Below are 26,876 nucleotides of genomic sequence, written 5' to 3' on the forward strand. Positions count from 1 at the left end.
AACGATGTGCGGGGTCGGCCGCGGCTCCGATTGTGGGGAGCGCGGCGGCCGGTTGTCGCTGTCGGTGGTGCCCCCTAGCCTGGCAGCAGGTCAGCGGATCGCGGGCGCACGGCGCCGCGCATCCGCGCATCACGTCGAAGGAGCATCGATGAGCGTCACCATCACGCCGCAGTCCACCAGCGCCCGCATCGACATCGAGCGGGTCGGCGACGCCCTGCTCGGCCGCTGGAAGAAGGAGCGGCTCGAGTCGCGCCGGCTCGCCGAAGACCCCCGCCTGCACACGATCCCCGGCCAGCCCATGGCCGAGCACCGCGAGCGCGTGCTCGAACAGCTCGGCATCCTGGTCGAGGAGGGCGCGATCCAGCGCGCCTACCCGACCGATCTCGGCGGCAGCGACAACCACGGCGGCAACATCGCGGCGTTCCAAGAGCTGGTGCTCGCCGACCCGTCGCTGCAGATCAAGAGCGGCGTGCAGTGGGGGCTCTTCGGCGCGGCGATCCTGCACCTCGGCACGCGCAAGCACCACGAGCGGTGGTTGCCCGACGTGATGAGCCTCAAACTGCCCGGCGCGTTCGCCATGACCGAGATCGGGCACGGCTCCGACGTCGCCTCGATCGGCACCACGGCCACCTACGATCCCGAGACCGAGGAGTTCGAGATCCACACGCCCTTCACGGGCGCGTGGAAGGAGTTCCTCGGCAACGCGGCGCTGCACGGGCAGGCCGCGGTCGTCTTCGCGCAGCTCATCACGCGCGGCGTCAATCACGGCGTGCACGCCTTCTTCGTGCCGATCCGCACGCCCGACGGCGAGATGCTGCCCGGCGTGGGCAGCGAAGACGACGGGGTGAAGGGCGGCCTCAACGGCATCGACAACGGGCGCCTGCATTTCGACCACGTGCGCATCCCCCGTGAGAACCTGCTCAACCGCTACGGCGACGTCGCCGCCGACGGCACCTACTCCTCGGCGATCGAGAGCCCCGGCCGCCGCTTCTTCACCATGATCGGCACGCTCGTGCAGGGTCGCGTTTCCCTCGACGGGTCCTCGGTGCGGGCGATGCAGGCCGCGCTCGCGATCGCCATCCGCTACGGCAGCGAGCGGCGCCAGTTCCCCGGGGCCTCCGGCCGCGAGACCGTGCTGCTCGACTACGGCCTGCACCAGCGGAGGCTCCTGCCGCGGCTGGCCCAGAGCTACGCCATGGCTTTCGCCGACGAACGGCTGCTCACCGTCTTCGACGAGGTGTTCTCGGGTGCACGAGACACCCCCGAGAACCGCGAGGACCTCGAGACCCTGGCCGCGGCGCTGAAGCCCCTCTCCACCTGGGCCGCGCTCGACACGCTGCAGGAGGTGCGCGAGGCCTGCGGCGGCGCCGGCTTCATGGCCAAGAATCGCGTGACCGGGCTGCGCGCCGACCTCGACATCTACGTGACCTTCGAGGGTGACAACAACGTGCTGCTGCAGCTCGTCGGCAAGCGCCTGCTCACCGACTACGCCGAGCAGTTCAAGGGCGCCGACCGGGCCGCTCTCATCAAGGCGGCCGCGAGCCAGCTGGGCGGGCGGGTCAGCCGCTTCGGCCTGCGCCAGGTGGGGCAGAGCATCTTCGACCTCGGCCAGATGGCGCGATCGGTCGAGAGCCTGCGCAGCCCCGAGGCGCAGCGGGAGCTGCTCGCCGACCGCGTGCAGACCATGATCTCCGAGATCGCGATGGCGCTGCGCGAGGCCACCAAGAACACGCCGAAGGACGACAAGCGCGCCCGTGCCATCGCCGCCGAAGACGCCTTCAACGCGCAGCAGCACAAGCTCATCGCGGCCGCCCGCGCCCACGCCGAGCTGCTGCAGTGGGAGGCCTTCACCGAGGCGGTCGAGCAGATCGACGACGAGGGCTCCCGTCAGGTGCTGACCTGGCTGCGCGATCTCTTCGGCTTCGGACTCATCGAGAGCAACGCCTCCTGGTACCTCGTGAACGGCCGCATCTCGGGCCAGCGCGCCGAAGCCGTCACCGCCTACATCGACCGCCTCATCGGTCGGCTGCGCCCGCACGCCCTCGACCTCGTCGAGGCCTTCGGTCTCAGCCCCGAGCTGCTGCGCGCCGAGATCGCCACGGGCATCGAGGGCGAGCGCCAGGAGGAGGCCCACGCCTACGTCGAAGCGCAGCGCGCGGCTGGCACCTGGCCGATGCATGAGAAGGATCTCTACCGCGCGAAGAAGAAGGCCGACTAGCAGCGCGCGGGCTCGTGAACGCCCGCCCCGCGGCATAGAGTTGGAGGCACGGCAGATCGGTTCCGTTCACAGGGCAGGTGGGGCATGACCTTCAACGACAACGCTCGCATCGATACCGGACGAGTGTCGAAGCGCAGCGGCGCGCGGCGAGGCGGCCTGATCGCGGGCGGCGGTGTGGGGGTCGCGCTGCTGCTCGCGCTCGGTTCGCAGCTGTTCGGCGTGAACCTGCTGCCGTTCGCGCCCGTGGTCGACCAGCTGATCAGCGGCAGCTCCCTCTCGGGCGAGCGCTCCGAGGCGCTGCCCGGCTGCGAGACCGGCGCCGACGCGAACGAAGACGCCGAGTGTCGCATGGCGGCCACGGCCGACTCCCTCGATCGCTTCTGGACGGGCGAGGTCGACGGCTATCGTGCACCCGCGGAAGTGGTGCTCTACGACGGCCAGACCCAGTCGGCGTGCGGCGCCGCTTCGTCTGCGACGGGCCCGTTCTACTGCCCTTCCGACGAGTCGATCTATCTCGACGTCGCCTTCTTCGACACGCTGAGCAGCGACTACGGCGCGTCGGACGGGTCGCTCGCCCAGATGTACGTGCTCGCCCACGAGTGGGGCCACCACATCTCGAACCTCATCGGCACGCTGCAGCAGACGGGCCGCGAATCCGGGCCCGCGTCGGGGTCGGTGCGCCTCGAGCTGCAGGCCGATTGCTTCGCGGGCGCCTGGGGGAAGAATGCGTCCACCGTCACCGACGACGCGGGTGTGCCCTTCCTGCAGCCCGTCACGCAGCAGCAGATCGCCGATGCCATGAGCGCTGCGGCCGCCGTGGGCGACGACCACATCATGGAGTCGGCCGGCGCCCCGGTGAACCCCGAGCGGTTCACGCACGGCACATCCGAGCAGCGCCAGCGCTGGTTCCAGGAGGGCTACCGCAGCGGCCCCGGCGCGTGCGGTACCTTCGACGTGCCCGCTTCGGAGCTGTAGGCCGGACGGGCGCGCCGCACGCTGTGCAGGGCTCGCCCGGCTGCGCACCGGCCTGCCCGGCTCCGCACAGACATGCTCGGCGGGCCATCGAGAACCGACAGCCCGTCCCGGCTCGTCCGGCCCGAGCGGATGGTCCCGCCCGGCGAGTCGCATCGTGCTCAGCGGCGCTTGCGCTTCTTCTCCGCTCGGCGCAGCGCCTTCGCGCGCTCGGCCTTCTCCTTCGCCGCCGCGAGCTGCGCGCCGCGCGAGCCCGGTTTGGGGCCCGCCTTCTTCGCCGCCGGTTTCGGGCGCGCCTGCTTCGCGGGCTTCCTGCCGTTGGCGCCCGTCCAGCCATCGGCAGCTGCGGCCGCGGGCCGGGAGCTGCGGGCCGTGCGGCCGCGCATGATGCCCACGAGCTGCTGCACATCGGCAGCGTCGCGATCCACGTCCCAGCTCGCCCAGATCCCGCTGCCCGCGAGCTCGGGCTCTCCGGTCACCGGCAGCACGGCATGGGCGCGCTTGTCGCTCAGGTGCCGGGCGAGGGGAAGGGGGAGCAGGATCGCGCCGGCGCCGGTCGCGACGAGTTCGAGGGCGGCCTTCACACCGGTCGGCATCCAGGAAGGGTCCTCCCACGACCGCGCGGCGGGCCACTGGGGGAAGTGATCTGGGTGGTCGAGCAGCGGCACCAGCTCGAGGTCGCCCACCGAGATCTCGGAGCTTTCGGCGAGCTCGTGGTCGGCGGGCACCACGAGCGCCACGGCCTCCGTGTAGAGCAGCATCGCGTGGCGGCTGCGGTCGGGCTCCGACGAGCCCTCCGGGCGCTCGCCCGCGCGCGTGCGCTCGAGCATCACGTCGACCCCTTGCGCCTCGGCCTTCCGACCGAAGGCCGTCTCGACGGGCACCAGTTCGAGGGGGTCGCCGCCGGCCCGCTCCCAGCGCTTCGCCCACTTGCTGGGAGCGGTGCCCCGAGTGAAGCCCAGGCGCAGCGCGCCCGTGTCGTCGGCGGGGGCTGAGGGAAGTTCGGCGTCGTTCACAGCGCTATTTTCGCGTAGATCTCGTGCGTGTACGGGAGCCGTGCCGTGGAGAGCGCGATGCGGTAGCGCTCCGGAGACTCGACGTGCCTGAGCGGTGTGCCCTCCTCGACGTAGTGCGGGTGGGCGAGCCGGGCGTGCCCCTGGGGCGGCAGCCCGCTGGCGGGCACCACCCGCCACCACGGCACCGCGTGCCCGTACAGGGCCATCACACGACCGACGGCGCGCGGCGCTTCCGAGCCGATCGCGATCCCCACATCGCCGTAGGTCATCACGCGGCCGGCGGGGATGCGCTCGACCACGTCGAGCACGGCTTCGACGAACTCCGCACTGGGCATGGCACCAGGGTACGCGCTCGAGGCGACCGGGGGGCGCCGTGCTTCGCAGCTCATCGAGTCGGCCGATTCGTATCGAGTCGGCCTGCGATTCGCGCGAATTCCGTGCCGGGTCGATACGAATGGGCCGTCTCGATGGGGCGAGGAACTCGGGGCGGGGCGGGGCGGACTCGGGTCGGGATCCCCGGCCGCTATCCGAGCGAGGAGACCCCGAGCAGCGTGCCGACGAGATACGTCGCCGCGACGGCGATGCCGCCGAACACCAGCTGCCGCAGCGCGCCCGAGAACGGGTTGCGGTCGGTGAAGCGGGCGGCGGTGAAACCGGCCGCTAGCAGGCCCGCGCCGCCGAAGACGAGCCCCCACCAGAGCGTGCCGAAACCCAGCAGGAACGGAAGCACCGGGATGATTGCGCCCACGCTGAACGCGGCGAACGAAGACCCGGCCGCCACGAGCGGCGAGGGGCGGTCGTCGGGGCTCAGCCCGAGCTCGTGCGCGAGATGCACCTTCAGCGCCTGCTCGCTGTTCGCGTGCACCTGCGTGGCCGCGTCGCTCGCGGTCTGCGGCGACATGCCCAGGTGCTCGAACATCACCGTGAGCTCGGCCTGCTCGCCGACCGGGTTGCGGTCGAGCGCGTCGCGTTCGGTCTGCACTTCGACCGCCAGCTGCTCGTTCTGGGTGCGCACCGAGGTGTACTCGCCGAGCGCCATCGAGATCGCGCCCGAGATGAGACCGGAGACGCCCGTGATCGCGATGATCCCCGGGCTCGCGCCCGCTGCGGCGATGCCCGAGATGAGGCCGATGTTCGACACCAACCCGTCCATCGCGCCGAACACCGATGCGCGCAGCCAGCCCGACCCCGCCGACGACGAGTGCGTGTGATCGTAGTCGTGCGGGTTGGCGATGTCGATGGGTCCGTCGTTCATGAACACCTCGGGGTCGTGGGGAGGGTGCGCGCCGGGTGCGGCGCGACCTGAGCGGCGCTGGATTCGGCGCGACCGCAGCAACCGTAGCAAGGTTGCGACGAGAGGGAGAAGCCCTGATCCAAGGTCGAATACCCGAGGGATCGAGTTCGCCCAGACGAACTCGATCCCTCGGGTACGCGTTCCGTCGATGCACCGGCGCGCGCCCGATCGCGGTTCCCGGCTCACTCGCCGGCGAGATCCAGCACCTCGCCCTCCCAGCGCGAGCGCAGCCAGCGATCGTGCGTCGCGATCACGAGCCCGGTGCTCGCCGCGGGGCTCGCGGTGAACTCGCGCAGCGCCGTCTCGAGCTCCTCGACCAGGGTGAGGGAGAGGTGGTTCGTGGGCTCGTCGAGCAGCAGCACGTCGGGCGGATCGGCGACGAGCGCCGCGAGGGCGAGCCGTCGGCGCTGGCCCACGCTGAGCGCGCCGACGGGCCGGACAACGTCGCGCCTCGCCAGCAGGCCGGTCTCGTGCAGCGGCAGCGCGTCGGCGGTGTCGACGCCGACCGCGTCGCGGTAGACGCGCTCCGCCGAGCGGTCCGCGTGCTCGAACTCGACCTCCTGCGGCAGGTAGCCGACGCGTGCGTGCGACGCGATCTCGAGCTCGCCGCGATCGGGGTCGAGGCGGTGGGCGAGGATCGCGAGCAGCGTCGACTTGCCCGAGCCGTTCGGCCCCGTGAGCATGAGCCGGCCCCCGGTCGGCAGTTCGAAGGAGGTCGGCCGCAGCCGCCCGGCGAGGGCGATCCGGTCCGCGCGGATGAGTGCGGACGGTGAAGCTTCGCCGCGAGCGTCGGCGGATCGGGTCGGATCGAGCTCCGCCACCGCGCCTCCCGCCCGCCCGTCACCCGGCGATGAACTGCCGCGCGGTGCGAGACCCTGTCCGTGCGGTACACCGCGTTCCCGGGGAGCCGCCGCCCCGAACCCGGCGAAGCGCAGCGGCTCGGGCGGGCGTCGCACCCGCTCCCGTTCGAGCACGTCGAGGCGCACGCGCGCGTTGCGGGCGCGTCGGGCGGTGACGCGAGCGTCTTTGTCGGCGTAGAACTTGCGCGTGATCTTCGCCTCCGACTTCGACTCGTGCTTGCGGTTCACCTCGCGCGATCCGACCTCGATCTCGTGGATCAGCGCCTCGCGCTCGGCCGTCTCGGCGGCGTAGCGGGCGCGCCAGCGCTCCATCTCCGCCTGCCGCGCGGCGCGTGCCGCCGAGTAGCCGACTCCCCAGAGCCGCACGCCGAAACCCGAGCCCGGGTCGTCGGTCACGGGACCCGCCGGGAGGGAATCGTGCGGCCCGGGCGCCGAGAGGGGACGGGAACTCGGTGCGGACCCGGATCGGGAGCCGGTGCCGGATCCCGATCCCGTGAGGGACCCGGAGCCCGAGCCGATGCCGGATGCGGCCGCGCCGGATCCCGACCCCGAGGCGCCGGAGCCCTCGACTGCGCGCTCCGCACCATGCGTCTCCGCTGCGCTCGCCTCTGCCGCGATCGCAACCCAGTCTGGCGAGTGCGCGGCGAGTCCCGCCGCCCCGACCCGTCCGGCGCTCGCCACCGGTTCCGCGTCCGCGAGCACCTGTGCGGGAAGGGGCAGCGCGTCGAGATCGAGGATGCGCGTGCTCACCGCGTCGAGCAGCGCGCGGTCGTGGCTCGCGACGATCACGATGCCGGGCCAGCCGGCGAGCACCCGCTCGAGGTAGGCGGCCGAGGCGTCGTCGAGGTGGTTCGACGGCTCGTCGAGCAGCAGGGTCTGCGGCGCGGTGAGCAGCAGTGCCGCGAGCGCCAGGCGCAGCCGCTGCCCGCCCGACAGCTCGCCGATCGGGCGGCCCTCGGCGATGCCGCCGAGCCCCAGCCCGAAGAGGATCTCGCCCCGGCGAGCCGCGGTCGACCAGGCGCTCGTGCGCTCGGCGTCCTCGAGCGCGAGAGCGTAGGCGTCGGCGACCTCGGGGTCGTCGGGGTGGGAAGCGAAGCGCTCTCCGAGCCGCTCGATGCGCTCGAGCGCGTCGAGCGCGGTGCGCTGGGCGTCGTCGAGCACCCAGCCGAGCGGCGTCTCGTCGGGGTAGGGCAGCTGCTGGGCGAGCAGGCCGACCGAGCCCGGCAGCGCGACGGTGCCGGAGTCGGGGCGCGATCCGGGATCGTCAGCCGGGCCTCCCACGGTGCGTGCCGGAGGGTCTTCGGAGCTTGCCCGGCCTGCCGCTGTGTCTCCTGCCGGGCCTCCCGCCGATCCTCCCGCCGCCGCGAGGATGCGCAGCAGGGTCGACTTGCCGGTGCCGTTCTCACCGATCAGGCCGATGCGATCGCCCGGTTTCGCCGTGAACGAGATATCGCTGAGTACGCGGCGGTCGCCGTAGGAGCGGGAGACGCCGTCGACGATCAGGTGCGCGGTGCCGGGCGCCGACCCCGCGCCGTCGGATGCGGAGCGGGACGCCGCACGGGTCGCGGCTGCGAGGTCTGGGGTGGTGTTCGATGCGGGCATGGTGGCCGCCTCTCGGAATCGGGTGCTCCGCAGGGTGGCCGGGGTGCGCGTGAGACGGGTCGCCGATCCCGCGTCGTGAGGCGCGCGTATGGCGGCTCGGATCGCGCGGGCGGGCGCTGCAGCCGCGCGCGGCGCGGCGGGCCCGAGGTGATCACGCAGCATCCCGTGGCATCGACCCTGGCGCGCTCAGCGCGCAGCGGAACCGGAACGGGGATTGAGGCTGCGTTAGTTCTTCACGCCCCCGAGTGTACGCCAGACAGGGTGCGGGTGCGCAAGTGCGGGTTCGGGGCGGTCCACCGAGACCCGGCTCGGCGCCGGGGCCCGGGTCACCGGGATCCGGGCCCCTGCCGGGATCCGGCCTGTCACCGAGCCGCCGTGCTCTAGCCTGCCGCGATCGGGCCGTCGCCGTGTTCCGGCCATGGCTCTCGCTGCGATCCGGTCCCGCCCCCACCCGCTCCCCGCTTCCCGCCCGCTCCACGGCGCCACCCGCGCCCCGACCCCTGGGCCCTCGGCATCGCAGCGACCCAGCCGCACCGATCGAGCTTCACGCACCGGATCCGCCCGGATCGAGGTGCATGAAGCTCGATCGGTGCGCGGACGGCGCACGGACGGTGCGGGCGGGGCGCGAACCGCACACGACCGGCGCGCGGGCGGTGCGCGGGCGGTGGGGCGATCGATGCGGAGCCGGAGGGCCCGAACGCGTGACCGGCCGAGCAGGAGCGCCCGGGTGCGCTGCGCGCCCATCGGCCCCGGCGCAGCGCGCGCCCTCCGGCCCGGGGCGGCGTACGCTGGAGACCTGCACGGCGATGGGAGAGCGGCATGACGATGGACACCAGCGGACGGATCGAACCGACGGGGCGGGGCGCGGATCTCGCGCTCGTGCGCTCGCTCGCGCTGCCCGTCGAGGAGGCCTGGGCCTACCTCACCGACTCGGAGCTCACCGAGCAGTGGTTCGGGCCCTGGGAGGGCGACGGGCGCGCCGGAGGCGCGGTGCGCGTGCGCATGCGGTTCGAGGATCACGAACCGGCGATCGGCGTGCGCATCCTCGCGTGCGACCCCTTCGAGCGGCTCGTGCTCAAAGCCGAGGACGAGGTCGGCGGCTGGCACCTGGAGCTGCTCGTCGAGCGCGACGGCGACGACTCGCTGCTCACGCTCGTGCACCACCTCGACACCACCGACGAGGTCGGCGAGATCGGGCCGGGCTGGGAGTACTACCTCGACCTGCTCGTCGCCGCCACCCAGGGCACCGAGCGCCCCAGCTTCGACAGCTACTACCCGGCGATGCGCGAGGCCTACCTCGCGATGCGCCCCTAGCGGGGGCGCCGTGGCGCACGCTCGCGGCGCTGGGGCCTGCGTCGCCGAGTATGCTGACCGGGATGAGCGCATCCCCGACCGTCGAAGAGTTCTGGGCCGAGGTCCGCACCGCGCTTCCGGGCCTGCCTGAGGCGGTGCCCGAGGCCTGGGCGTTCGGCGCGACACCGGATCACGCCGATGGTCTGCTGGCTCTCGTGCTCGAGGGCACGAAGACCGCGACGGCCTCGTCGCTCTGGGACCTTGAGCACACGGGCGATCCGGTGCCCGGCGTCGGCGAGCTGAGCATCATCCTCGACGGTCGCGGAGTGCCGCGCGCGCTGCTCGAGACGACCGCGGTCGAGGTCGTCGCGTTCGACGAGGTGTCCGAGTCGCACGCCTTCGCGGAGGGGGAGGGCGACCGCAGCCTCGCGCAGTGGCGCGAGGTGCACGAGCACTACTGGCGCGCCTACTCCGCGAGTCCGAGGGGGTTCGAGTCCCGCATGCCGATCGTCTGCGAGCGGCTGAAGTTGAGGTACGCCGAGGGGCGAGCGGCCTCGACCGCTCGCCCCTGACATAGCCGCTGATCTCGGTGCGTGCGGGCAGGCCTCCGAGCTCGGTGAGACCCGGCGGGGATCGACCGAGCGGCGGATTTCGCACCCATCTGCTCAGCGGCGCATGCGAAACCCGCCGCTCGGCGAGAGTTCACACCGCGTCTCCCCGAACTGGCCCCGTGTGCGGCTGCCAGCCGGGCGGGGGCGCCGCGTGCTCGGCGAAGGCCTGCAGCACGCGCAGGTTGTACGCCGCGCCGAGCCGGTTCGGGATCGGAGCAGCACAGTGATTCGATCCCGAACTCCTCACCTGTTCAGGGTGCGGTCTGAAGCGCCATGTGAATGGTCGGGTACGGTCGGCCATCCCCATCGAGCTCGCTACGGCCGATCTGCGCGAAGCCCCGACTGAGGTAGAAGCCGAGAGCTCCGCTGTTCTGCTCGTTCACATCCACTTTCGAGACTGCCTGGTTCTCGATGACTTCGGCGAGAAGCGCCGAGCCGACGCCCTCGCCACGGACGGCATCGGAGACGAACAACATCTCCAGGGCGCCGTCACGCACTCCCGCGAACCCGACGCGTCGCCCGTTCTTCTCGGCGACAGTGAGTGTCACGGCGGGAAAGTAGTCCGATGCAAGATGAGATTCGATTCGAGCGAAGTCGGATTCGTCCAGGAAATCGTGGGTGGCGCGGACCGCGCTGCGCCAGATTTCAATGAGTGCTTCGTGCTCCTGCGGGCCGCGGCCGGCTCGGATGTTCAACTGAGCGGCTCCTTCTCGCATGGGCCGATTCTATGACCCGCGTGACCGTCTGCGTACTCCGCAGCCTCGCCTGGAGGCTGCGTCAGCGCTCCACACCACCACCGTCGCGGGGTGAGAGGAGGTGAGCTCAGACCGCGTCTCCCCGAACCGGCCCCTCCGTGTTCGGCTGCCAGCCGAGCGCGGGCGCCACGTGCTCGGCGAAGGCCTGCAGCACGTGCAGGTTGTATTCCACGCCGAGCTGGTTCGGGATCGTGAGCATGAGCGTGTCGGCCGCCATCACCGCCTCGTCGGCGAGCAGCTGGTCGATCAGGCGATCCGGGGTGTCGGCGTACGTCTTGCCGAACGTGGACCGGATGCCGTCGATGATCCCGACCTGATCCTGCCCGTCGCGGCCCCGCACGCCGAAGAACATCTCGTCCTGCTCGCTCACCAGCGGGAACACGCTGCGGCTCACCGAGACGCGCGGCGATCCGGTGTGCCCGGCCTCGCGGTACGCCGCGCGGAAGCGCTCGATCTGCTCCCGCTGCAGCTCGTGGAACGGCTGCCCCGTCGCCTCGGTGAGCAGCGTCGAGCTCATGAGGTTGAGGCCCTGCCGGCCCACCCACTCGGCGGAGTCCCGCGATCCCGCACCCCACCAGATGCGGTCGCGCAGCCCGGGCGACCTCGGTTCGACCGCGAGCCTGCCGGGGGGGGGGGGGGGGGGGGGGCATCTGCGGGTCGCTGTCGACGACGCCGTCGCCGTCGATCGCGCGCAGGAACAGCTCGAACTTGTCTCGGGCGATGTCGGCGCCGCGCGGATCCTCGGATCCCGTGTACCCGAAGGCCTCGTAGCCGCGCAGGGCGGTCTCGGGGGATCCCCGGCTCACGCCGAGCGCGATCCGGCCGTCCGAGATGAGGTCGAGCGCGGCCGCCTCCTCGGCGAAGTACAAGGGGTTCTCGTAGCGCATGTCGATCACGCCGGTGCCCACCTCGATGCGGCGGGTGCGGGCGGCCATCGCGGTGAGCAGCGGGATCGGCGAAGCCGCCTGCCGCGCGAAGTGGTGCACGCGCACGTAGGCGCCGTTCACGCCGATCTCGTCGGCCCCCTCGGCCAGCTCGATCGTCTGGTGCAGCATGTCGCCCGCGGTGCGAACGCGCGAACCGGGCACCGGCCCGTAGTGCCCGAATGACAGGAATCCGAAAGCTCTCATGCGGGGTGCAACACCCGATCCCGAATTGTATTCCCGTGCATGTAAATCGATCGCCGCCCCGCCTGGCGACACGAATCCCCCGCGCGACGGGCGCGCCGCGAAGCCGGTACCGCGGGACGACCCCCGCGGTACCCAGGGCTGACGCGCGCGCCGGGCGCCGAATCTAGCGTCGAAGCATGGAGATTCACTCGAGCGATATGGGACTGGTGGCGCGCGTCGCCCACCTCGGCAAGCACTACGGCGAGGGACCGCAGCGGGTCACCGCCCTGGACGACGTCTCGATCGGCATCAGGCGCGGCAAGTTCACCGCGATCATGGGACCCTCGGGATCGGGCAAATCGACGCTGATGCACGTCATGGCCGGCCTCGACAGCCCCAGCGAGGGGCGCGTCTGGCTGGGCGACGACGAGATCACGAACCTCGGCGACGCCGCGCTCACGAAGCTGCGCAGGCGCCGGATCGGCTTCGTGTTCCAGTCGTTCAACCTCGTGCCCACGCTCGACGTCATGGGCAACCTGCGGCTGCCGTTCGAGCTCGACGGGCGCCGCCCGAACGCCGAGGAGCAGCACCGCATCGGTTCACTCGTCGAGACGCTCGGCCTCGCGAACCGCCTCAAGCACCGCCCGCACGAACTGTCGGGCGGCCAGCAGCAGCGCGTCGCGATCGCGCGGGCCCTCGCCACGCAGCCGGATGTGATCTTCGCCGACGAGCCCACGGGCGCGCTCGACTCCCGCACCGGGCGCGAGGTGCTCGGCCTGCTGCGATCCGCCACCCGCACCGCGGGCCAGACCATCGCGATGGTCACCCACGACCCCATCGCGGCGAGCCACGCCGACCGCATCCTGTTCCTCGCCGACGGGCGCATCGTCTCGGATCGCGAAGCGATGACCGCCGAGCAGATCTCGGAGACCATGCTGAACCTCGAGTCGGTGGCCGTCGCCGGATCCGGGGCCGCGGCATGATCGCCGTGATCCGGGAGCACGCCTCCACCATCGTCGTCTCTGCGCTGTCGTCACTGTTCGCGGTGACGCTGACCCTGTTCACCGGGATCCTCACCGCCGCCATCGACCCGGCCGTGATCGAGGCGGGCGGCACCTTCCGCGTGGTGCTGATGATGGTGGCGCTCATCTTCATCCTGATCGCGCTCTACGTCGGGGCGATCGTCACCGCCAACACCTTCTCGACCATCATCGCGGGCCGCACCCGCACGATCGCGCTGCTGCGGCTGATCGGCGCGAGCGCGGCGCGGGTGCGCGCGCGGGTCGCGGGGGAGGGGCTCGCGATGGGGCTGCTCGGCGCGGTGCTCGGGTTCGGGATCGCCGAGGCGCTGTGCGCCGCCGCGGTGACGTGGGGGCCGGACGCGGGCTGGCTTCCCGCGGGTCGGGACTATCCGCTGTTCGATCCGCTGACAGTCGTCGCGGTCGCGATCGTCGCGCTCACGACCTGGGTGGCGGCGTGGTCGGGATCGCGGCGCGTGGGCCGCGTCTCGCCGATCGCCGCGACCGGGGCCGCCGTCGAGCTGCCCGCCGACCGCGCGGGACGACGCCCGGCGCGCACGGTGTGGGCGGTCATCCTGCTCATCATCGGGGTCGCGCTGCTGGCGATCGGGATCGTGCTCGGCCTCATGACGCCGCTCGCGCTCTTCATCGCGTTCATGGGCGGGCTCTTCTCGTTCACCGGCATCGCCCTCGGCGCCCACTTCGTGATGCCCCCGCTGCTGCGGATCTCGGGCCGGGCGCTGGGCAACGGACCGTCGGGGCGGTTGGCGGCGGCGAACGCCGTGCGCTTCCCGGAGCGCAGCGCCCGCTCCACGATCGGCCTCGTGATCGGCGTGACCCTCATCACGATGTTCGCGGTGGCGCTCGCGAGCTATGAGACGATGACGCTGCAGGCCTTCGCGAGCGACCCGCGCCTCGCGGCCGACTTCACGGCCACCCTCGCCGTCACCACCGGCGTGTTCACGGGCCTCGTCGGCTTCTCGGGAGTCATCGCCGCCGTCGGCCTGGTCAACACGCTCTCGCTGAGCGTGCTGCAGCGCACCCGCGAGCTGGGCCTGCTGCGCGCGCTCGGGTTCACCGGGGCGCAGGTGCGCCGCATGGTGCTGGCCGAGAGCGCCCAGATGACGCTCACCGCCCTCGTCTTCGGGCTCGTGCTCGGAGTGTTCTACGGATGGACCGCGGCGCAGACGCTGCTGGGGTTCCAGACGGGGCTCATGGCGCCGGCCATCCCGTGGCCGATCATCGGCGGCATCGTGGTGTGCGGGATCGCGCTCGCCCTCATCGCGGCGGCGGCACCGGCCCGGCGCGCGATCCGGGTGTCTCCCATCGCCGCCCTCGCTGCGCAGTGAGCGCTGCGCGTCTCGCACCGTTCTGCTGCGCGCTCTCATGAGCGAATCGGGAGTGCTTCTGGCTGCGCGTCGGCCCCCGACGCGGCCAGAAGCGACCCCGGCTCGAGACAGGCCGTGACGATCCCGCTGAAGCGGCCAACGCCGCCCGCGAACGTCTCGGAAGAATGTCGGCGGCCGCGACTAGGCTGAAGCCATGACCGTTGTGATTGATCCCGCATTCGATCCCGTCCCCTCTCTCGCCCGCGCCACAAGCGTGAGCGTCTCGTCGCAGCCGCCGGTCGACCCCGGCGCTCTCGCGGTCTTCGTGCCCGCCGAGGGCGAGCTGCCCGAGAGCATCGCCGAGATCGGCCGCGACGCGCTCGCCGCAGCTGGCTTCACCGGCGCGGAGAACCAGACGCTGCTGCTGCCGGGCACCCCGCTGCGGGTGCTCGTCGGCACCGGCAAGGCGGGCATCGACAGCGATGCGCGCCTGCGCGACGCCGTCGCGGCCTTCACGCGCGCGGCGCGCGAGGAGGCCCGGATCGGGGTCGATCTCACCGAGCTGCTGGCCTCGGGCGACTGGGACGCCGAGGTGGCCGTGCAGGCCGCGATCGAGGGTGCAGTGCTCGCCCGATACCGTTACGACGCTCTGAAGAGCGACCCGAAGACGGTCGCGCTCGAAGAGCTCATGCTGCAGATCGGCGAGCAGCACGCCGAGGCCGCCGAGTACGGGGTCGAGCGGGGGCTGATCCTCGCCCGCACCGCCGCGCTCTCGCGCGACCTGGCCAACACCCCGCCCCGCCACCTCAGCGCGGTCAAGTTCGCCGAGGTCGTCGAGCTGCTCGCGCCCGAGTTCGGTCTCGAGGTCGAGGTCTTCGACCGCGAGGCGCTCATGCAGCTCGGCACGGGCGGCCTGCTCGGCGTCAACGCGGGCAGTGTCGAGGAGCCGCGCATGATCAAGGTCTCGTACCGCCCCGAGGGCGCCGCGCTCGCCGACGCCGAGGGCCATCTCGCGCTCATCGGCAAGGGCATCATGTACGACTCGGGCGGCATCAGCCTGAAGCCGTCGAACGCGATGCACGCGGCCATGAAGTTCGACATGATGGGCGCGGCCGCGGTGTTCGCGTCGATGACCGCCCTGCGCGACCTCGGCACCACCACCGCGGTCACCGGCTGGCTCATGTGCACCGACAACATGCCCTCGGGCAGCGCGACCAAGCTCGGCGACGTGCTCACGATCCGCGGCGGCAAGACCGTCGAGGTGAAGAACACCGACGCCGAGGGGCGCCTGGTCATGGCCGACGGCCTTGTGCTCGCCACCGAGGAAGAGCGCCGGCCCGACGCGATCGTCGACATCGCCACCCTCACGGGCGCCGCGATGATGGCGCTCGGCACCCGCACCGCTGCGATGCTCGCCAATAACGACTCCGTCGCCGAGCAGCTGCAGGCGGCCGCCGATGCCACCGATGAGAACATCTGGCGGTTCCCGCTCGATCACCGCTACCGCGACCAGCTCAAGTCGAACGTCGCCGACCTCTCGAACATCGGCGGCCAGTACGCCGGCGTGATCCTCGCCGCGCTCTTCCTCAACGAGTTCGTCGACGGGCTGCCGTGGGGGCACCTCGACATCGCCGGCACCATGCAGGCCGAGAGCGACGACCTGTGGCGCTCGGTCGGCTCGACCGGCTTCGGAGCTCGACTCCTCGCCGAGTTCGCCGCCGGCTTCGTGAAGCCCGCCGGAGAGGTCGACGCACCCGAGACCGACATCGATGAGGCGGACGCCGACGATGAGTGAGTCGACTCCCTCGGCGTCTCGGCGCTCCCGCCGGGGCGGGCGCTCGGCGCGCGCCCCGCAGCACCTGCTCAAGGATCGCGACGCCTACATCGACTACCTCTCAGAGTTCATCGCCGAAGCGCCGTCGTCGTACCACGCCGCCGCAGCGCTCCAGAAAGCACTCGAGGCCGCCGACTTCAGCGCCCACGACGAGACCGAGGCGTGGCAGGCGGTCATCGACGGATCGCGGGGTTTCGTGCGCCGCGACGGCGCGCTGATCGCGTGGCGCGTCGGCAAGAAGGTGTCGGCCGACAGCCCCGTGCGGGTGCTCGGCTGCCACACCGATTCGCCCGGCTTCACGGTCAAGCCGCGCCCCGACTTCACCGCGCACGGGTGGAGCCAGGTGGGCGTCGAGGTCTACGGCGGGCCGCTGCTCAATTCGTGGCTCGACCGCGACCTCGAGTTGGCCGGTCGCATCGTCACCCGCGACGGCACCGAGCGCCTCGTGCGCACCGGGGCGGTGGCCCGCATCCCGCAGCTCGCGATCCACCTCGACCGCGAGGCGAACTCCGGCCTCACGCTCGACCGGCAGCGCCACACGCAGCCCGTGATCGGGCTCGTGCCCGCTGCGGGCTCTGGGGCGGGCTCCGATCCGGACTCGGAAGCGGGCGCTCCCTCGGCGCTCGCGCTACTGGCCGATGCGGCCGGCGTCGCGGCCGACGAGATCGCCGGAACCGACGTGCGCCTGCACGACACCCAGCCTCCCGCCCGTATCGGCGTGCACGGCGAGCTGTACGCCTCGCCTCGCCTCGACAACCTCAGCTCGACGGTCGCGGGACTCGTCGCCCTGCTCGCCTCCGAGCCGGCCCCCGGCACCATCTCGGTGCTGGCCGCGTTCGACCACGAAGAGCTCGGGTCCGAGACCCGCTCGGGCGCCTCCGGACCGTTCCTCGAGGAGGTGCTGGCTCGCATCCGCGCGGGCCTCGAGGCGACGGTCGAAGACTCCGCTCGCGCGTTCGCCCGATCCTGGTGCCTGTCGGCCGACGCCGGGCACTCGGTGCACCCGAACTACCCCGAGAAGCACGACCCGCGAGTGCAGCCGCTCGCCGGCCGGGGGCCGATGCTCAAGGTGAACGCCAACCAGCGCTACGCGAGCGACGCCCACGGCGCCGCCCTGTGGCTGCGCGTGTGCGAGGCGGCCGGCGTGCAGACGCAGGAGTTCGTGTCGAACAACACGTCGCCGTGCGGTTCCACGATCGGGCCCCTCACCGCGACGCGCCTCGGCATCCGCACCGTCGACGTCGGCGTGCCGCTGCTGTCGATGCACTCGGCGCGCGAACTCGCCCACGTCGACGACCTTCACGGTCTCGCCCGGGCGACTGGCGCGTTTTTCTCAACCCTGTCATAATCCGGGCCACGTTCGCTAGGATCGTGCTATGAGTGAGATGCAGCAGACGGGACACACCGGCGTCGCCCTCTCGCACAACGCGCTGATGCCCAGCGTGCAGCGTATCGGGGAGCGCGACATCGAGATCACCTACCTCGGAACGAACGCGGCGGGGCAGCCGACGTGGATCATGTGGAACGCGACCGAGCCCTACCTCATCGGCATGCTGTCGCGCGGCAAGATGGGCTACCACTTCGAGCAGCGCACCAGCTCGGGAGTCATGCTGCACGAGAACATCTCGCTGAATCGGGTGCAGCGCGCGCTCGGCGGCTGAGGCGCGACTGAAGCATTGGGCGTCGGCGCGGCGTTTTCCTCGGAGTCGCGGGCCGGTGTCAGTGGCTCCACGCGGGGAACAGCGGGCGCGACACGCCAGGGATGCGCAGTTCTCGAACCCGATTTGCACTGCACCCGTTTCTCCGCATAAGATCATATCTCGGTAGCAAGCGAGAAATCGCTTCGGCCCCATCGTTTAGCGGCCTAGGACACCGCCCTTTCACGGCGGCAGCACGGGTTCGAATCCCGTTGGGGTCACTAAACACCGAATACAATTGAATACACCATGGCCCTGTGGCGCAGTTGGTTAGCGCGCCGCCCTGTCACGGCGGAGGTCGCGGGTTCAAGTCCCGTCAGGGTCGCCAGTCGAAGAACCCTTCTACGGAAGGGTTTCTTCGTCTCTGGCGGTCGCCATGAAAGTGATTGCCTGGCTCTGTAGCTCAGTTGGTAGAGCGTTCGACTGAAAATCGAAAGGTCACCGGATCGATGCCGGTCGGAGCCACTGAACCCCCGCGTAGCTTCTACATCGCGGGGGTTCTTTTGTACCTGGTCAGAAGACATTTTTAAAGCTAAAGCCCCGCGTGGATCAAAGCGATCCGCACGGGGCTTTTTCTGTTTCTGGCCGCAGTACCGCCCTATGTACATCCATCCCCGTATTGGGTTCGTAAATGTCGGAGGGTGCGCCTAGGATTCGAACATAGTTTCGAATAGACGCGGGAGTGCTAAATGATGACGACAGTTGGTGGAATTGCTGAAGCAGCGAAGCTCTGCGGGATACCCCCGTCAGCCCTGCTCGATCGCTTCCTCAGCTCGCTCGAAGACGAGCTTGGGGGAGACGCCCAGCGCGTGGCATAGCTCCACGAATGCCGGCGTCGGGATGTCGCGCTTGTTGTTGAGGTAGTTCAACACAGCGCTCTTCGAGAGCCCCGTGGCCGCAACGAGAGAGTCGATGGTGACCTTGTTGCGGCCACGCTCGGCTCTAAGTTCTGCTGCAATAGCGGCATTGAACGCGTCTCCGTAAGTTCCCATGCGTCCATCATAGCGCCAACTTGGATACTTTTGTCCACAAATTGGACCAAAAAGTTTTCCGATGAGCGTTGCGCTGTACTCAAACGTGTGCCTATAGTGTCCGTATGGAAACCAAGACCGCGGCAGAACTCATCGAAGAGGCCCGCCTCGATGCAGAGCGATCCATCAAGTGGACCGCAGAAAAATCGGGCATCGCTCTTACTACATTCAAGCGAAAGCTTAACGGTGGAACCGACTTCACCGTCAGCGAGACTCTCCGAGTTGCCCGAGCGCTCGGGGTGGAACCGTTCACGCTTCTCCCGACCGGGTTTCTTCCCCAGCGCGCTGCGGAGGTGCTCGCAGCATGAGCGAGATCGCGTACAGCGTCAAAGGCGCAGCCGCCACGACTGGCCTCTCTGGGACCGTCATCCGGGACCAGATCAACAGTGGGCTTATCGAGGCGCGCTACCCCAACTCGAAGGCGATCATCGAGCATTGTGAACTCGTGCGCTGGGTGAAGTCCCTCCCGACTGATAAGCCGGAGGTTGGGCGATGAGCAGCATGGTTCTTGACGGCGGTATGCCGCGGTCGCGTTCGACGGATCCGGTCACGTCGGTTGATGCGGGCCGGTCGGTGGATCTGGTGGGTTCTCAGGCGATGGTGCTTGAGCTGCTCGAGGATCTTGGCCCCTGCACGGACTACGAACTCGAGGACAACCTCAAGGACTACTACTCGCCGCAGCGCGTACGTACGGCGCGCAGTGAGCTCGTGGTACAGGGCCTGGTGGAGGACACCGGCGCGATGCGGATCTCGCAGCGGGGTCGCCGGCGTAAGCACCACGCGAAGGTGTGGCGCGTGAAGCAGGAGTAGCGCCCCCACTTCCTCTCTCTCGGCACCCGCATGGGTGGGTGCCTTCCATCAGCACACCCAATTTCGGGTCCGTCGCCTTCACCAGCGTCGGATCCACTGCACAACTAAACACAGCGTTTCGTGAGGATACGAGCCAGATCAGGTGATGGGCAGCATGTACTGCCGCGGTCATGGTTCACACGGCGAGAGGGAGCGGCCACCACCTGGCAGCCCGCGGGATGACACACCCGTGGTTGACGGCCCCGCCTAGGAAAGTAGCGATGCGTGAAGCCCACCAGATGGCCTCTGGGGGTCTGTCCGATAAACGGTGTGTGGGATCCGGCGGTTTTCATTCGTGAGTGGTTTTCTCGAACCGTCCGGCGAAGGTGATCGCGAACGCGTTCAGCGCGGGCTTCCACCTCATCACCCAGCGTGCCCTTCCGCCGCCAGTCGGGTCAAGCGACCGCGTCACGAGGTAGAGACATTTCAGCGCGGCGGCCTCGTTGGGAAAGTGCCCCCGAGCTCTCACGGCGCGCCGATAGCGAGCGTTGATTGACTCGATCGCGTTGGTCGTGCAGATCACCCGCCGGATCTCGACGTCATACTCGAGGAACGGCACGAACTCCGCCCAGCTGTTCTTCCAGAGCTGCACGATCGCCGGATACCGTCCGCCCCACTCGGCGGCGAACTCCTCGAACCGATCCTTCGCCGCCTGCTCCGACGGGGCCGTGTAGACGGGTTTGAGGGAACGGACGATCGCGTCGCGGTGTTGCCGCCCGGCGTAGCGGAAGCTGTTGCGGATCAGATGGACGATGCACTGCTGGACGACCGTTTGCTCCCAAGTGGTGTTGATCGCCTCCGGGAGACCCTTCAGCCCGTCGCAGACCGCGATGAGCACGTCCTCGACACCCCGGTTCTTCAGCTCGGTGAACACCTGCAGCCAGAACCTCGCACCCTCCTGACCGTCACCGGCCCAGATGCCGAGGATGTCGCGTTCCCCGTTCACGGTGACGCCCATCACGACATAGAACGGGGTGTTCCTCACCTGCCCGTCACGGACCTTCACCACGATCGCGTCGACGAAGATCACCGGGTAGAGCGCATCCAACGGCCTGCTCGACCATTCGGCGAGTTCCCCGGCGACCTTCTCGGTGATCCGGCTGATCGTGTCCTTGGAGACCTTCGCCCCATAGACCTCGTCGAAATGCGCAGCGATCTCACCGGTCGTCAACCCCCGAGCGGAAAGGGACAGAACGATCTGATCGATGCCGTCCAGTCGGCGTTTCCGCTTGGGGACGATCACCGGCTCGAACGACCCGTCTCGATCTCGCGGGACTTCGATCTCGACGGGGCCGATCTCTGTCAGCACCGTCTTGACCCGCGTCCCGTTACGCATGTTCTCGCCGATTGGGGTCCCGCCGTGCTCGTGGCCGAGGTGCTCGGTCAACTCGGCATTCAGCGCGGTCTCGAGGACGTTCTTCGTGAGCTGGCTGAGCAGGCCGCCCGGCCCCGTCAGGCTCACGCCCTGCTCCTTCGCCTGCGCGAGCAAGCGTTCTGCGAGTTCTTTCTGATCGATGATCTCCCCGGTCACGGGATCAATCATCTCGTCGTCAACAACGACAGTGGTCGTGTCAGCCACGGCCATCTCCTTTCGGATCAGGCCGGACCCTCACACACCATTATTCAGACAGTCCCGCCTCTGGTGGCGAAGTCGCGACGGTAGGTCCCGTCGTGCGTGGCCCGCTGTTGGGTGGGAACGGTCGCGGTATCGGTGAAGCCGCACAACAACTCTTTTGGCCTGCCCGATGGGCGGGAACCGGGCACGGGGTTACGTGCGGGCGGTGTATGTGGTCGCGGGCGATCCCACTTAGCTGTGGGCGTGCCGCTCCGGGTTCAACTCCCGGCACCGCCACGGGTGCCGTGCAAGGGCACGCGCCTATCTGATGCGAAGGAGTGGCGGAATGACTGAAATCAAGTGGCAGGAGCCCGAGCCCACGAGGACCGGCCGAAGTTCTGCGGGTGCCGGGAGGTGGCAGCAGGTCGCGAAAGAACTGCGAAAGCGGCCCGGTCAGTGGGCGCTGGTCGGCGAGGACGTAGCCGCGAGCACTGCTGCCCACCTGAAGAAGATGGGGCTCGAAGCGACCCTCAGGGGCATGAACAACGGCCGCGCGGCGAAGCTCTACGCGCGATTTCCGGCCGCGTAATGCGGCAGGCGGATGCATGGTGCTGGTGCACGACTGGGTTACCCGGTGTGAATTGGCCTGGTTTGAGTTCCGATCTTTATACAAGGATGGAACTACGATGCCAAGCAAATATGACCCTGAACTTCGCCAGCGCGCACTTCGGATGCTCGCCGAAGCCCGTCCCGAGCACGAGTCGCTGACCGCGGCCTGCCGACACGTCGGTGGGCTCCTCGGAGTGAGCCCGGAGACGCTGCGCGTGTGGCAGCGCCGCTACGACATCGATACCGGCGCGAAGCCTGGCACCTCGATCGATATGGCCCAGGAGAACCGGCGGTTACGCCGCGAGGTGAGCGAGCTCCGTAAGGCCAACGAGGTACTCAAAGCCGCGAGCGTGTTTTTCGCGAAGGAACTCGACCGGCCACGAACGAAATGATCAGATTCATCGACGAGTACCGTGATCGTTTCGGGGTCGAGTTCCTCTGTCGTACGCTGCGTGCGGCAGTTCGTGGGTTCCTCACCTCCCGCGGATACCGGGCCGCGAAAGCCCGGTCGGCCTCAGCCAGGCAGCTGCGCGACGAGTTGCTCCTCCCTGAGATCCGGCGGCTCCACGCGAAGCACTATGGCGTGTACGGGCGCCGGAAGATGCATGCCCTGCTGAAGCGTGAGGGGTGGAAGATCGGCCGCGACCAGACCGAGCGTCTGATGCGGCTCGCCGGCGTGCGCGGGGTACGGAAATCAAAGCGCGTGTTCACCACACGCCCTAACAAAACGGCGGCACTGCCTGCCGATCTCGTCAACCGGAGATTCGCCGCTGACGGGCCGCGCAAGCTCTGGGTGTGCGACGTGACCTACGTCGCCACCTGGTCTGGGTTCGCCTATGTCGCGTTCGTCACTGACGTGTACTCGCGCAGAATCGTGGGCTGGAATGTCGCTGCGACGCTGAAATCTGAGGTTCTGCCGATGCAGGCACTCGATATGGCTGCGTGGCAATCGGGCGGCAGGCTCGATGGCCTGATCCATCACGCCGATCACGGGTCGAATTACACCGCCATGGTCTATACGGATCGCATTGCGGAACTCGGAGCAGTGCCCTCGACCGGGACGGTCGGCGACAGTTTTGACAATGCCATGGCTGAGGCGGTCAACAACCTCTACAAGACCGAACTGATCCGACAGCAGGGCCCCTGGCGGACGGTTGAGCAGGTCGAACTCGCGACCCTCGAATACGTGTGGTGGTGGAACCATGAGCGCCTTCACGGGGAGCTCGATATGCGTACCCCGATCGAGGTCGAGCAGGCCTACTATGCTGAGGCCGAGGAACTTCTGTCACCGACAGGTTGACAGGAAAACCGGTCGGAACTCAAACCAGGCCAATTCAGCGCGGCGGCGCAGCTCTTCGGCAAGTTTGCTGCGCTTCTCGACACTGCGAGCGATCAGGGCCTCCGTGTCACCACGCGACGCGACTTTCCCAACCTGCGGGTCAGACCACACGACCACGGTCGTACGGTCAGCGCGCGCTTCAGCAGCGGGGCGCAAGGTGGCCTGCGCCGCGGCATACAAGGCGGGAAGATCGAGGTTGTCGATGTCCGTCTTACGGCGAAAGCGCGCCCCGTACGAATACAGGGTGACCGTAGACCGGGTGCCGTCCTCGAGGCCCTTGGACTGCTGCCACGCCTTCATTGACACGCTGTCGTCAACGATCACGAACTCGTCGGGGTCGCGGTTGAAGAGGCGGAACACGTCGGAGAAGTCAGTCAGCGGGGTCTCGGAGACGTAGCCGGTGAAGCTGCCCGTGTCCCCGGTGAGAGTGAACTCCGTGCGTCCCGGCTTAGCGGGCATACCGCCGTTCGTTGGGGGAGCGGGTGCAGCCTTGAGGCGTTTCCTCGCCCGGCGCACCGACGCTTCGTTGCATCCGAGCTCACGGGCAATAGCCGAGTTCGACATGCCTTGCGTGATGAGGGAAGCGACGCGAGTATCGTCGATCTGGCCAGGATTACGCGACATGAAGCCTCCCGGCGTGAAGTGTTCCCCGTGCTCGGACGCCCTGGTTATCAGCGTTGAGTGAGTGTGGCGCGGCACGGGAAGAATGTGTGCCAGCAGAGGCGGCGCGGGGAAAGACCGTGCAGAGGCGCGTGCTGGCGGTGCATGATGCGACCGTGCACAGCCGCTTCGAGCAGCAGCGCCGCAACGGAGCTACTGAACAAATCCCGTCACGCGCGGGAAGACTTGCCACAGGTCGCCAAAAGTTGGGGCGCGAAAGGTCGATTCCCCTGCGTTGCTCCGGCTATCTTGATCACCGGACCCGTGGACTTCTGCGTGGACGGCCGTCAATAGCCCCGCTCTCGGCAGGGCTCACGCATTGTTCCCTCGCGTGGAGTTGAACCACGCTGCCGCACCATTCAATTAGTGACCGGCTTCTACCGTCGAGGGACACTATTCAGTTGTCGAGACAGTGGCTCTAGAAACACGAAAGCCCCGACGCTGTTCGCTGTCGGGGCCATGGTGTGTGGGTATAGAACTCCACCATCTACGTTTACTTTCTCACATGTCTCACCTCAACGCAAGCCGCGACCGCCAGTTTCTTGCTCAGCGCGAGTCAGATTAGCAACGAACACGTACTTCTCTCGACCTGGGCGGAGGACTTTGACGCGTCCTTCCTGGATCCAGCGGTAGATCGTTGCCCGCGACCGGCCGACTCGGGCAGGGGCATCCTTGAGCTTCACCAGGTGGTCCTCGAGAGTTGCCTGCCGGATCATGCTGCGGCCTCGAGGTCGGTCTTGATGATCAACGCGGCCAGTGCGAACTCAGCTTCAGTGAGCTCGTATCCGCACCAGCAGTCGACCTTGATCTTGTCGCCAGCCCAACGTGGGGGACGGAACGTCAGGGTCAGTTGCTCGCACCCGCCACAGCGCATGTGGTGCACGTAGTGCGGCTTCTCCTCACGGGGCCACCGATAATCTGCGGTGGCGACGGCCTTCCCGAGGTCGATCGCGAGTGAGGCGCCGATCTTGTTGTTCGCTGCATCCTCCGGGGTGGGGAAGCGGTTGAGCTGCTGCAGCAGTCGGGAGATCTCGTCTGCGGCGAGCCACGTGGCGGGCAGGTTGATCGACGCCGTTGCTGAGGAGTCGACTCGCACGTCGGTTTCGCTCGTGCTGTTCAGGTTGCCGGCCGAATACAGCCATGTGGTGATGCGTGCGCCCTCGGCCCATGCCCAGACGAATCGGTTGAACTCGCGCATCTCGAGGTAGCCGACGCCTGCTTCTGCATGTCCGGTGTGATCGAGAACGGTGAGGTTATCCAGCGTGGTGTTCATGCTGTGGTTCCTGCGTGCTCGAGCCCCAACCACCAGTGCTCGGCTATGTTGTTGTGCTATCCAGTGTACCCGAATGATAGCGGCGAAGCATTAGCTCAGTAGCCCGCTGAGTGCTTCCATCGCGGAAGTCAGGCGCGGATCAGAACGCCGCACCTTATACGCGCGAGACTGCATCCGTGTTGAGTGGCCCACGATCTCGATAATGAGATCCTCCGGGACGTGCGCTTCGTAGAGCAGGTCCACGGTTGTGTGTCGGAGATCGTGCAGGCGGACGTGCTTCCCGGTGATGCCCGATCGGGTAAGCCACCGCTGCCACCCGATCGTGACGCTGTCCGGGTCGATGGGGGAGCCGTCCGCGTGGCAGAACACAAGCCCATGAGGCGAGACGCCGGCGCGCTCGGAATGCAAGGCCAGCATTGTTTTGAGCGGGTCCACCAGGGGCAGCACACGGTTTCCGGCCTGTGTCTTCGTCTCTGCGAGGTAGAAGTTCCCAACGAGGTGTTTGACGGCGTAGTCGGCGGGCGCTTCGCTGAGATCCCGGATGCGCTGCAACTGCACGTTCACGTCGAGGTAGGTGGAGACTCGATCCCATTGCAGGCCGAGCGCTTCGCCACGCCGGTTCGCTGTCAGCAGGTAGAAGGCGTACAGCATCGGCATGGGGTCGTACTCGCCGTCAGCGTCGAGGGCTGCAGCTGCGGCTTTGAGGACCTGTTTCGCTTCGGTGATGTCAAGCGCCTTGAGCTGCGGCTTCCGCTTCCTCGGAGCGTCCATCAGGTCGCAGGGGTTGCGGCCGACCTTCCCCTCTCGTTCCGCGATCTTCAAAGCGCGTGCCATGATGCGATGAGCGTTGAGGGCGTAGCTGCTGGAGAGCTTCGGCCCGTCCGGGTCATCCTTGCGCTTCGGGGTCGAGAGGATTCGTTCATGGACCTGGTGGATGTCGTCAGGGGTGAGCTTCGAGAGCTTCTTCTTCCCGATCTCCGGGACGATCTGATTCCTGATGACCGACTCGTACCCGACGAGGGTGTTGGGGCGGATCGTGAGCGGGGCGACGTTCTTGAGCCAGTAGTTGAACCACCACGCGACAGTGGGGGAGGAAGTGGGGAGGTCCCCGCGATCCTCAAGAATGCGGCGCTCAGCGGAGAGCTTCTTCTTGAGTTCGTCGGTAGTGGACCCGTAGATGTACTTGCGCCGGCGCTTCCCACCCTTCTGTGGGAGCTCGAGTACCGCAACCCAGAGCTTCTTGTCCTCGCGCCAGAAGAACGGTGATTGCTGCGACCTAGCCATGTTTGATCCCTCCGAGTACAGCCAACCATGCCGCCAAGCGCCGGAGACCGTATGTGCCATATGAGATTATGCGGACTTCAAGCGTACACTTAATGGCGTCATTTGTGGTCGGATTATGGGCTGAAAATCGAAAGGTCACCGGATCGATGCCGGTCGGAGCCACGTAGCGGCTATTACACCGCTACTGAACCCTCGCAAGGCTTCTACTTGCGGGGGTTCTTTTATTCTTCCGCATAATTCCGAGGTTCTCGCGGGTTCGGCAGATCGCTGACTCCCTGCGGCTCAAGCATGGAAACATGGTCGTCTTTGAGGTGTTGGAGCGGTCGGCGGGAACTCCCCGGGTGACCATGCCGTAGGTCAGTCGCGACTCGCCGGTCTCGTCGTCCGTGACGCTCGAGGTGATGGCAGCGATCCAGAAGGCTGACCCCTCGGCGAGGGGCCACCTGGGTTTGCCCTCGTCGTACCAGCTCGCGGGCAGCAGGGCCCGGTGTGGGAACGCGTGGCTCCATCGCTTCACGAATCTCGAGCGGCATACTTCTACACGCTCAGTAGTCGGGTGCGCTATTAGTAGCAACGCCGTCCACGATAGAGTGCAAACGAGACCAGAAGAGGTTCCTAGGTCATCTTTGACGAGGATCGCCGAAGAACGGGGAGAACTATAGTGTCAC

At 68.4% G+C, this 26,876-nt stretch carries 25 protein-coding genes, 4 tRNA genes and 1 pseudogene; 18 read left to right on the forward strand and 12 right to left on the reverse strand.

Annotated features, from left to right (window positions below):
* Nucleotides 1–148 precede the first annotated feature (148 nt).
* Complete coding sequence (locus Leucomu_RS02695) at nt 149–2,218, forward strand: acyl-CoA dehydrogenase family protein (RefSeq protein WP_128386254.1); 2,070 nt, start codon at nt 149–151, stop codon at nt 2,216–2,218.
* Between the two features lie 84 nt (nt 2,219–2,302).
* Nucleotides 2,303–3,193: a KPN_02809 family neutral zinc metallopeptidase gene (ypfJ, locus tag Leucomu_RS02700; RefSeq protein ID WP_128386255.1), complete on the forward strand. Its 891-nt coding sequence runs from the start codon at nt 2,303–2,305 to the stop codon at nt 3,191–3,193.
* A 158-nt stretch (nt 3,194–3,351) separates the two neighbouring features.
* Here ypfJ and Leucomu_RS02705 read toward each other — a convergent pair whose 3' ends face one another.
* The 4 genes from Leucomu_RS02705 to Leucomu_RS15255 form a co-directional block, all read right to left on the reverse strand.
* Nucleotides 3,352–4,206 carry a LysR substrate-binding domain-containing protein gene (locus tag Leucomu_RS02705; protein ID WP_128386256.1) on the reverse strand — a complete coding sequence of 285 codons (855 nt, stop codon included), beginning with the start codon at nt 4,204–4,206 and terminating at the stop codon, nt 3,352–3,354.
* Complete coding sequence (locus tag Leucomu_RS02710) at nt 4,203–4,541, reverse strand: MGMT family protein (protein WP_017882873.1); 339 nt, start codon at nt 4,539–4,541, stop codon at nt 4,203–4,205. The genes Leucomu_RS02705 and Leucomu_RS02710 overlap by 4 nt, the downstream gene beginning before the upstream one ends.
* A 188-nt stretch (nt 4,542–4,729) precedes the next feature.
* Nucleotides 4,730–5,461 (reverse strand): VIT1/CCC1 transporter family protein, encoded by a 732-nt coding sequence (locus Leucomu_RS02715; RefSeq protein WP_128386257.1) that lies wholly within the window; start codon nt 5,459–5,461, stop codon nt 4,730–4,732.
* Between the two features lie 221 nt (nt 5,462–5,682).
* Nucleotides 5,683–7,962, reverse strand: a complete 2,280-nt coding sequence (locus Leucomu_RS15255; protein ID WP_194294566.1) for an ATP-binding cassette domain-containing protein — start codon at nt 7,960–7,962, stop codon at nt 5,683–5,685.
* An 819-nt stretch (nt 7,963–8,781) separates the two neighbouring features.
* On the opposite strand from Leucomu_RS15255, the gene Leucomu_RS02730 reads away from it, so the two are divergent.
* Together Leucomu_RS02730 and Leucomu_RS02735 are read left to right on the forward strand one after the other, a co-directional pair.
* Nucleotides 8,782–9,276 (forward strand): SRPBCC family protein, encoded by a 495-nt coding sequence (locus Leucomu_RS02730; protein ID WP_128386258.1) that lies wholly within the window; start codon nt 8,782–8,784, stop codon nt 9,274–9,276.
* Between the two features lie 62 nt (nt 9,277–9,338).
* Complete coding sequence (locus tag Leucomu_RS02735) at nt 9,339–9,827, forward strand: ASCH domain-containing protein (RefSeq protein WP_031289584.1); 489 nt, start codon at nt 9,339–9,341, stop codon at nt 9,825–9,827.
* A gap of 290 nt (nt 9,828–10,117) precedes the next feature.
* On the opposite strand, the gene Leucomu_RS02745 is transcribed toward Leucomu_RS02735, so the two are convergent.
* From Leucomu_RS02745 to Leucomu_RS15895, 3 genes and pseudogenes are all read right to left on the reverse strand, one after another.
* On the reverse strand, nt 10,118–10,582 hold the full coding sequence (locus tag Leucomu_RS02745) for a GNAT family N-acetyltransferase (protein WP_164884498.1): 465 nt from the start codon (nt 10,580–10,582) through the stop codon (nt 10,118–10,120).
* A gap of 106 nt (nt 10,583–10,688) precedes the next feature.
* Nucleotides 10,689–11,162, reverse strand: a complete 474-nt coding sequence (locus tag Leucomu_RS15890) for a flavin-dependent oxidoreductase (RefSeq protein WP_407656649.1) — start codon at nt 11,160–11,162, stop codon at nt 10,689–10,691.
* A 166-nt stretch (nt 11,163–11,328) separates the two neighbouring features.
* Nucleotides 11,329–11,751 (reverse strand): annotated as a pseudogene (locus Leucomu_RS15895) (LLM class flavin-dependent oxidoreductase); the annotation flags it as partial.
* Between the two features lie 176 nt (nt 11,752–11,927).
* Between Leucomu_RS15895 and Leucomu_RS02755 the strand changes: the two are divergent.
* The 8 genes from Leucomu_RS02755 (at nt 11,928) to Leucomu_RS02790 (ending at nt 18,073) form a co-directional block, all read left to right on the forward strand.
* The gene (locus Leucomu_RS02755; protein WP_128386259.1) at nt 11,928–12,713 is read left to right on the forward strand and encodes an ABC transporter ATP-binding protein; all 786 of its coding nucleotides are present in this window, start codon (nt 11,928–11,930) and stop codon (nt 12,711–12,713) included.
* Nucleotides 12,710–14,098, forward strand: a complete 1,389-nt coding sequence (locus Leucomu_RS02760) for an ABC transporter permease (protein ID WP_128386260.1) — start codon at nt 12,710–12,712, stop codon at nt 14,096–14,098. The genes Leucomu_RS02755 and Leucomu_RS02760 overlap by 4 nt, the downstream gene beginning before the upstream one ends.
* 193 nt (nt 14,099–14,291) lie before the next feature.
* Nucleotides 14,292–15,872 (forward strand): leucyl aminopeptidase family protein, encoded by a 1,581-nt coding sequence (locus Leucomu_RS02765; RefSeq protein WP_128386261.1) that lies wholly within the window; start codon nt 14,292–14,294, stop codon nt 15,870–15,872.
* A complete protein-coding gene (locus Leucomu_RS02770) occupies nt 15,865–17,259 on the forward strand; it encodes a M18 family aminopeptidase (RefSeq protein ID WP_228407225.1) in 1,395 nt (464 codons plus the stop codon). Before Leucomu_RS02765 ends, Leucomu_RS02770 begins: the two co-directional genes overlap by 8 nt.
* Nucleotides 17,260–17,287: 28 nt before the next feature.
* Nucleotides 17,288–17,572, forward strand: a complete 285-nt coding sequence (locus Leucomu_RS02775) for a hypothetical protein (protein WP_017882884.1) — start codon at nt 17,288–17,290, stop codon at nt 17,570–17,572.
* Between the two features lie 184 nt (nt 17,573–17,756).
* Nucleotides 17,757–17,829 (forward strand) — tRNA-Glu (locus Leucomu_RS02780).
* Between the two features lie 30 nt (nt 17,830–17,859).
* Nucleotides 17,860–17,936: transfer RNA gene (locus Leucomu_RS02785), tRNA-Asp, on the forward strand.
* Nucleotides 17,937–18,000: 64 nt separating this feature from the next.
* A tRNA-Phe gene (locus Leucomu_RS02790) sits at nt 18,001–18,073 on the forward strand.
* A gap of 281 nt (nt 18,074–18,354) precedes the next feature.
* Here the strand turns inward: Leucomu_RS02790 and Leucomu_RS02795 are convergent.
* Complete coding sequence (locus Leucomu_RS02795; protein WP_128386262.1) at nt 18,355–18,600, reverse strand: helix-turn-helix domain-containing protein; 246 nt, start codon at nt 18,598–18,600, stop codon at nt 18,355–18,357.
* 104 nt (nt 18,601–18,704) lie between these two features.
* On the opposite strand from Leucomu_RS02795, the gene Leucomu_RS02800 reads away from it, so the two are divergent.
* The 3 genes from Leucomu_RS02800 to Leucomu_RS02810 are packed head-to-tail and all read left to right on the forward strand — an operon-like array spanning nt 18,705 to nt 19,449.
* Complete coding sequence (locus Leucomu_RS02800) at nt 18,705–18,947, forward strand: helix-turn-helix domain-containing protein (protein WP_128386263.1); 243 nt, start codon at nt 18,705–18,707, stop codon at nt 18,945–18,947.
* Nucleotides 18,944–19,135, forward strand: a complete 192-nt coding sequence (locus Leucomu_RS02805; RefSeq protein WP_128386264.1) for a hypothetical protein — start codon at nt 18,944–18,946, stop codon at nt 19,133–19,135. Before Leucomu_RS02800 ends, Leucomu_RS02805 begins: the two co-directional genes overlap by 4 nt.
* On the forward strand, nt 19,132–19,449 hold the full coding sequence (locus tag Leucomu_RS02810; protein WP_128386265.1) for a hypothetical protein: 318 nt from the start codon (nt 19,132–19,134) through the stop codon (nt 19,447–19,449). Before Leucomu_RS02805 ends, Leucomu_RS02810 begins: the two co-directional genes overlap by 4 nt.
* A gap of 328 nt (nt 19,450–19,777) precedes the next feature.
* Here Leucomu_RS02810 and Leucomu_RS02815 read toward each other — a convergent pair whose 3' ends face one another.
* Entirely contained in the window at nt 19,778–21,031 is a 1,254-nt protein-coding gene (locus Leucomu_RS02815; RefSeq protein WP_228407350.1) for an IS256 family transposase, read from the reverse strand.
* A 234-nt stretch (nt 21,032–21,265) separates the two neighbouring features.
* Between Leucomu_RS02815 and Leucomu_RS15115 the strand changes: the two genes are divergently transcribed.
* The 3 genes from Leucomu_RS15115 to Leucomu_RS02825 all read left to right on the forward strand — a co-directional run bounded on the left by Leucomu_RS15115 (nt 21,266) and on the right by Leucomu_RS02825 (nt 22,952).
* Nucleotides 21,266–21,340: transfer RNA gene (locus tag Leucomu_RS15115), tRNA-OTHER, on the forward strand.
* Between the two features lie 49 nt (nt 21,341–21,389).
* Complete coding sequence (locus tag Leucomu_RS02820; RefSeq protein WP_128386266.1) at nt 21,390–21,632, forward strand: hypothetical protein; 243 nt, start codon at nt 21,390–21,392, stop codon at nt 21,630–21,632.
* Between the two features lie 97 nt (nt 21,633–21,729).
* A protein-coding gene (locus Leucomu_RS02825; RefSeq protein ID WP_128387728.1) for an IS3 family transposase occupies nt 21,730–22,952 on the forward strand; the annotation gives its coding sequence in 2 pieces (ribosomal slippage) (nt 21,730–22,015 and nt 22,015–22,952; 1,224 coding nt in all).
* Here Leucomu_RS02825 and Leucomu_RS02830 read toward each other — a convergent pair.
* From Leucomu_RS02830 to Leucomu_RS02840, 3 genes are all read right to left on the reverse strand, one after another.
* On the reverse strand, nt 22,938–23,615 hold the full coding sequence (locus Leucomu_RS02830; RefSeq protein WP_128386267.1) for a helix-turn-helix domain-containing protein: 678 nt from the start codon (nt 23,613–23,615) through the stop codon (nt 22,938–22,940). The genes Leucomu_RS02825 and Leucomu_RS02830 overlap by 15 nt on opposite strands.
* A gap of 748 nt (nt 23,616–24,363) precedes the next feature.
* Nucleotides 24,364–24,924, reverse strand: coding sequence for a hypothetical protein (locus tag Leucomu_RS02835; RefSeq protein ID WP_128386268.1), 561 nt, complete (start codon nt 24,922–24,924; stop codon nt 24,364–24,366).
* 90 nt (nt 24,925–25,014) lie between these two features.
* The gene (locus tag Leucomu_RS02840; RefSeq protein ID WP_164884499.1) at nt 25,015–26,208 is read right to left on the reverse strand and encodes a tyrosine-type recombinase/integrase; all 1,194 of its coding nucleotides are present in this window, start codon (nt 26,206–26,208) and stop codon (nt 25,015–25,017) included.
* Nucleotides 26,209–26,876: the final 668 nt, after the last annotated feature.

It is taken from the genome of Leucobacter muris, assembly GCF_004028235.1.
GTDB classification, from domain to species: domain Bacteria; phylum Actinomycetota; class Actinomycetes; order Actinomycetales; family Microbacteriaceae; genus Leucobacter; species Leucobacter muris.